This is a genomic window from Methanosphaera sp. A6, from assembly GCF_001729395.1.
Classification (GTDB): Archaea; Methanobacteriota; Methanobacteria; order Methanobacteriales; family Methanobacteriaceae; genus Methanosphaera; species Methanosphaera stadtmanae.
The window spans coordinates 1-6580 of record NZ_MAIF01000144.1; the positions used below are offsets into that span (position 1 = coordinate 1).

Below are 6580 nucleotides of genomic sequence, written 5' to 3' on the forward strand. Positions count from 1 at the left end.
ATAAATTCATATTTGGTTATTATGTATAATCTTATGCTTTTTTTATTTTTTTTGTAATAATAATGAATACGCTTATATATAATTGTTTAAATCTTTAATTGTAGTTAAGTAGGTGGTATTTTAAGAAAATTACTCCCTACATTAATGATATTAAGCAATAGGGGATAAGTGGTGACAATGAATATAAATTATACAAAAAATCTTAGGGATGTATTAAATGGTAAAAAAACTGATATTGCTCCAGTAGTAACAGTAACTCAGTCAGGGATATTAGATGCAATGGAAAGAACAGGAACCTCATGGCCTCAAGCACATGAAAATCCAGAACAAATGGCAACACTTGGAGCTTCATTATATGAACTTGCCAGATTAGAAGATGCTAAAATTCCATTTTGTCTAGCAGTTGAAGCAGAATCAATGGGTTGTGAAGTTGACTTAGGTTATGGTGGAAGAACACCAGAGGTTGTAAAATCCCCATTTGAAAAACCTGAAGATATTGAAATACCTGATAACTTTGAAACATCTGGACGTATACCTGTTATATGTGAAGCAGTTGAAATATTACATGAGCGATATGATAACCTACCAGTATGTGTTGGAATAACAGGTCCATTTACAGTGGCAGGTCATTTAATAGGAGTTGAAGATATTCTTAAAATGATTAACTTGGATTTATTTGCAGTAGAGGATGCAATAGAAATAGCAGCAGAAGCAGTTTCAGCATATATTAAACAGTTAAATGAAGTTAAACCTGAAGTTATATGTGTGGCAGATCCAACTTCATCTGGTGATTTACTTAGTCCGCTGGATTTTGCACAACTATCAGTACCTGCATTAGAGGATATTCAGGAAGTTATGAAATCACAAAATGTACTACATATTTGTGGTCATACAGCAGGTATACTTAAGGACATGCTTAGTTGTGGATATAATGGTATAAGTATTGAAGAAGCTGTTGATATGAGGTATGCTCAGAAAGTTAAACATGAACTTGGAGATAAAACACAGGTTTGTGGAAATATATCTACAAGTAAAACTCTATTTAGGGGAACTCCTGAAGAAGTAAGAGGGGAAGTATTGGAAGCATTAGAAAAAGGAGTTGATGTAGTAGCTCCTAGTTGTGGTATAGCAGCAAGTAGTCCTTTAGAAAATATACAAGCAATGGTTAATGCCCGTAATGAATTCTTTGGAATATAATCATTCTTCTTTATTTTTATTTTTTTTCCTGTTTTTCATATATAGTATATGGAATTTATGTAACTTTTTTTTGGATAATATGTATGTTTTAATTTTTCTATTTAAGTCTCTTTCATTAAAAGAAAAAACTTTAAAAGTTTAAATTTAATATATATAACTAGTGATCACAATGGCGTTTTTAAAGGATGTAGAATCAGAAGAGTTGAGAGAATTAGTAAAATCTTGTTTTAAAGAAATAAATACTCTTAAAGAACAATTAAACGATGAAAATAAGGATATTAAATCAAATAAAGTAGTTAAAAATGTACTAATACAATCAGAATCAAATAATACTAATCTTCAAGCAAAAATAAATGAACTAACAGATAAAGTACATAAACAGGACACTTATTTAAAAGAAAAGGAACTTGAATTACAAGAAATGGAAACTAGACTAAAAGAAAAGGATTTGCAAATTAAAGAAGTAGAATCTCAAAATTCTGGAAGTTCTTTAAATGAAATGGTTTTGTCAAAATATGAAAATCAAATAAAAGCATTGGAAGATAAAATTCAAACACAAAAAACTACCATCTCAGAACTTGAAGAAGCAGCTAATAATTCAAATGATTATCTTGCAGAAATTAATCGTCTAAAAGAAGAAAAATCATTATTACAGAGTGAATCTTCACAGACAGAAGTAAATCAATTAAAATCAATTATTGAAAAACAAACTGTTGAATTAAAAGAGATTCCTATCTTAAAAAATCAATTAACAATGGAAGTATCCTCAAGAGATCAAAAAATAAAGAAATATGAGGAAGAAATTGATTTATTAAATGAAAAACTCGGAGAAAATGAAGATGTAAGTAGTATTAAGGAAGATTTAATTCAAAAAGAAGATGAAATTTCAAAGTATAAATTAGAAATTTTACAATTTGAAAAACAAGTAGCTGCCCTTAAAGAAAATAGTTCAGAGGATAAATCAGAGGATTTAACAGCACAAATCACTGATTTAGAGTCTAAAATAGCATTTTTAGAACATGAGAATAACAGTCTAAGAGAAGGTAATGTAACATCTGATAAACAAGGATTAGACTCTTTAATTGAAGATATTACAAAAAAATCTAATGAATTAATAGATTTAAGATCTAAATATCAGCGTTTACAAGATACAAATAAGATAAATGAATTTAAGATAATTGAATTAGAAAATGAAAACGCCAAATTAAATGAGTCAATTGATCTTAAGGAATCTGATGTATCAGAAACTGTTGACCTTGAATTAATCAGTGAAAACAAGGAACTTAAAAATACTCTCTTAGAAAAAGAACAATTATTATCACAAAGTGAAAATGAAGTTAATCTATTAAAAAACACAATACTTAAGAATCAAACAGAAGTAGATGATTTATCTGAGAAATTAGCACAATCTCGAGAAGATGTCACAACTTTAAATAACAAATTACAAGATAGTCAGCTAAAAGTAGGTGATTTGAATGATGATGTTTTAAAACTCAAATCTTTAGAAAAAACTATTGAATTAAAAGATATGGATTATTCTAAATTAGAGGATAAATATCAACAATTAAAAGATAATTATGATAATTTAGAAAAATCTCAAGTAGATGTTGATGAATTATCTTCTCTTAAAGAACAAGTAAATGAAAAGGATTTAAATATTAGATCTTTAACATCTCAAAATGAAGCATCTGAATCAAAAATAGCTGAACTTGAAAAAACATTAACAACTCGTGATAATGAAATATCTGAACTTAAATCAGAACTTGATTCTTTTGACTTTAGTAAAAAAGAATCAGAAATAAATAATGCTACAAATCAAGAAATTAAATCTATTAAGAAAGAATTATATACTAAAGATGCTGAATTTGATAAATTAAAACTAGATTATAATCAATTACGTAAAAATTCATCTAAACAAATAAATGAATTAAATGAAGCTCTAGATAAATTTACAAATGAAAATGAGAAGATACTTACTGAAAAGAAATATCTTGAAGATTCCCTGGATAGTAAAAATTCCTTACTTAATAAATTAGAACAAGAAAATAATTCATTAAATCTTATTATTAATGATAAAGATTCAAATTATAACGTTCTTAAGAAGAAATTCCAAGAAATCAAAAGAAATAATGAAGAACAAATAAATCTTCTTAAACAAGATGTTCAAGATAAAAATGATAAAATTGCAGCATTACCTCAGAAACTTGAATTAAAGGATATTGAGATTTCTCAATTAAATAAAATAGTTAAATCTCATGAAAATGATGTTTTATCTAAAAATAATGAAATTAAGACTTTAAGAAATAAAGTTCAGGAATCTCGTGAAGTAATAAAACAATTGAATGATAAATTATCTGAAAATTCTGTGGTTATTGATGAAAAAATACGTTCTAAAGAAGATGAAATATTTAAATTGAAAGATAACTTTAAAAATAGTGTTAATGAAAAAGATGAAGAAATAAGTAGATTAAAATCATTATTAAGTCAAAGAAATTATAAAATTGATGAATTAACAGAGAATGTAGGTTCATTAAATCATGACTTGGAAGTGTTATCCTTTAAATTTGAAGATAATAAGGAACAATTCAATAAATGTGAGGAAATAATTCAGGCAAAAGACGATGTTATTTCTAAAAAAGATGAATTAATTGAAGATATTAATCAGCAAATTAATAGATTAGAAAATAAAATAAAACTTAAAAATGATGATATTGAAGAATTAAACGATGATTTATCTAAAAAAGATACATTAATATCTAATCTTAAAGAAGAAATTTCCGAATCTAATCTTAAATTAAATAAATTAGATGATCTTTCAAGTCAAATAAAAGAGAATGATACTTTAATTGAAAAATTAAATGATGAATTAGCACTTAAAGAACAAGAAGTACAAGAAAATGTAAGGGAATTGGATACAGATAAATCACATATAACTGAACTTAAAGAACTTATTGAACGTAAAAATAAGGATATTGAAGATCATAAGAAATTATTATCTGAGAAAAATACTCAATTACTCGAATTTAAAGATTTAAAACCACGTATAAATGAGTTAGAAGTTGAAAAATCTGATATGATGGCTAATTATCAACAACAAATCACATCTTTAAATGCTGATTTGGAAAAAGCTCAGTTATTTAAAACAGAAAATGAGAAGAAAATTGAACAAATTAGTCAATTAAAAGAACAACTTAATGATAAAGATGCACAAATTGCAAGTTATGAACAGTATAAAAAGTACTTTGATGTATTAGTAGCAAAACCATTACCTAGTTTAACAAGTTTCCAATCACAAATATATCGCTTGTTACCTGATGCTATGAGTGCTACTGAATTGTATAATTATATTGTAGATTTAGGTTTCATTGCACTTGAGAAGGAAAACTTTGCAAAAACACTTAAAGCACTTGAAAAACGTGGATATTATCAACGTGCCCGTGATGGAGATAAAATCATATGGGTAAAAATTGGTGAAGATAAATAATAATTATTCTTCTTTTTATCATCTTTTTTTTATTTAATTTACTTATCTGTTGTTTTAATGTATTTTTTGATTGTTTTATATTTTTCTGTATGTTATACAGAATAATACCACAAAGTATTTATATAAGATTAAACCCATTTATGAATATAGACTGATTATAAAAATTTATATTTTAATGAAAACTAATTTAAACTAAAAAAATTGAAAAAATATGGATTACATCCATAATTTAATATTAACAATATAATTTAATAGAGGTAATATATATGGCACAACAACAACAACCTTTAATTATCTTACCTGAAGGAACAACAAGAAACTTAGGTAGAGATGCACAAAGAAATAATATTTTAGCTGGAAAAGTTTTAGCAGAAACAGTAAGAACAACACTTGGTCCTAAAGGTATGGACAAAATGTTAGTAGACGGTCTTGGAGACATAGTTGTAACAAACGACGGTGTAACAATCCTTAAAGAAATGGATATTGAACACCCAGCAGCAAAAATGTTAGTAGAAGTAGCAAAAACACAAGAAGACGAAGTTGGAGATGGAACAACAACAGCTGTAATAATTGCTGGTGAATTACTCAAAAGATCAGAAGAATTATTAGACCAAGAAATCCACCCAACAATCATTGCATTAGGATACAGACAAGCAGCTCAAAAAGCAATAGAATTATTAGATCAAATATCCATTGATGCTGATGATAAAGACACTCTTCTAAAAGTTGCAATGACAGCAATGACAGGAAAAGGAACAGAAAAAGCAAGAGAACCATTAGCAGAACTTATTGTAGGGGCAGTAAGTCAAGTAGTTGAAGATGGTAAAGTAGATTCAGAACAAATAAAAATTGAATCTAAAGATGGAGCAGCTATTGAAGATTCAGAATTAGTATCTGGAGTAATCATAGACAAAGAAAAAGTACATCCTGGTATGCCATCAGAAATAAATGGTGCAAAAATTGCATTAGTTAACAGTGCAATAGAAGTAAAAGAAACAGAAGTAGATGCAGAAATAAGAATTACTGACCCAGCACAAATGCAAGCATTCATTGAACAAGAAGAAAACATGATTAAAGAAATGGTTGATGAATTAGTAGCAGCTGGAGCAAATGTATTATTCTGTCAAAAAGGTATCGATGACTTAGCACAACACTACTTATCCAAAGCAGGTATATTAGCAACAAGAAGAGTTAAAAAATCTGACATGGAAAAATTAGCAAAAGCAACTGGTGCAAAAATCGTAACAAACATCGAAGATTTATCTGCAGACGACCTTGGAGATGCAGGATTAGTAGCTGAAGATAAAGTATCTGGTGATGACATGATCTTTGTAAAAGAATGTAAAGATCCAAAAGCAGTAACTTTATTATTAAGAGGTTCCACTTCCCACGTAGTAGATGAAATTGAAAGAGCAGTAGAAGATGCAATAGGAGTAGTAGCTTCCACAGTAGAAGACGGTAAAGTTGTTGTTGGTGGAGGAGCTCCAGAAATAGCAATTGCAAAAGGATTAAAAGACTACGCAGAAACAATAAGTGGAAGAGAACAATTAGCAGTAACTGCATTTGCAGAAGCATTAGAAGTAGTTCCAAGAACACTTGCAGAAAATGCAGGTCTCGACAGTATTGACTCCTTAGTAGATTTAAGAGCAGCTCACGAAGATTCAATATACATGGGATTAAATGTATTTGAAGGTGGAGTAACTGACATGAAAGAAGCAGGAGTTATTGAACCTCAAAGAGTTAAAAAACAAGCTATACAATCTGCAGCAGAAGCAGCTGAAATGATCTTAAGAATCGATGATGTAATAGCATCCTCAAGTCAAGGTGCAGCAGCTGGAGCACCAGCACCTGATATGGGTATGGGCGGAATGCCTCCAATGTAAATATAGATTATAATCT

At 28.3% G+C, this 6580-nt stretch carries 3 protein-coding genes; all 3 read left to right on the forward strand.

Translation table 11 applies throughout. The features are described from left to right. The first annotated feature begins 177 nt into the window (after positions 1-177). The 3 genes from mtaA to thsA all read left to right on the forward strand — a co-directional run bounded on the left by mtaA (position 178) and on the right by thsA (position 6564). Positions 178-1197 (forward strand): methylcobamide:CoM methyltransferase MtaA, encoded by a 1020-nt coding sequence (gene mtaA, locus A9758_RS06065; protein WP_011405730.1) that lies wholly within the window; start codon positions 178-180, stop codon positions 1195-1197. A gap of 169 nt (positions 1198-1366) precedes the next feature. Continuing rightward, positions 1367-4681, forward strand: a complete 3315-nt coding sequence (locus tag A9758_RS06070; protein ID WP_069776345.1) for a hypothetical protein — start codon at positions 1367-1369, stop codon at positions 4679-4681. Positions 4682-4947: 266 nt separating this feature from the next. Beyond that, positions 4948-6564 carry a thermosome subunit alpha gene (thsA, locus tag A9758_RS06075; protein WP_011405732.1) on the forward strand — a complete coding sequence of 539 codons (1617 nt, stop codon included), beginning with the start codon at positions 4948-4950 and terminating at the stop codon, positions 6562-6564. The last annotated feature ends 16 nt before the right edge of the window (positions 6565-6580 follow it).

Coding starts and splice junctions, on each gene's coding strand:
- mtaA (WP_011405730.1), top strand. CDS start 178: ATGAATATAAATTATACAAAAAATCTTAGGGATGTATTAAATGGTAAA.
- A9758_RS06070 (WP_069776345.1), top strand. CDS start 1,367: ATGGCGTTTTTAAAGGATGTAGAATCAGAAGAGTTGAGAGAATTAGTA.
- thsA (WP_011405732.1), top strand. CDS start 4,948: ATGGCACAACAACAACAACCTTTAATTATCTTACCTGAAGGAACAACA.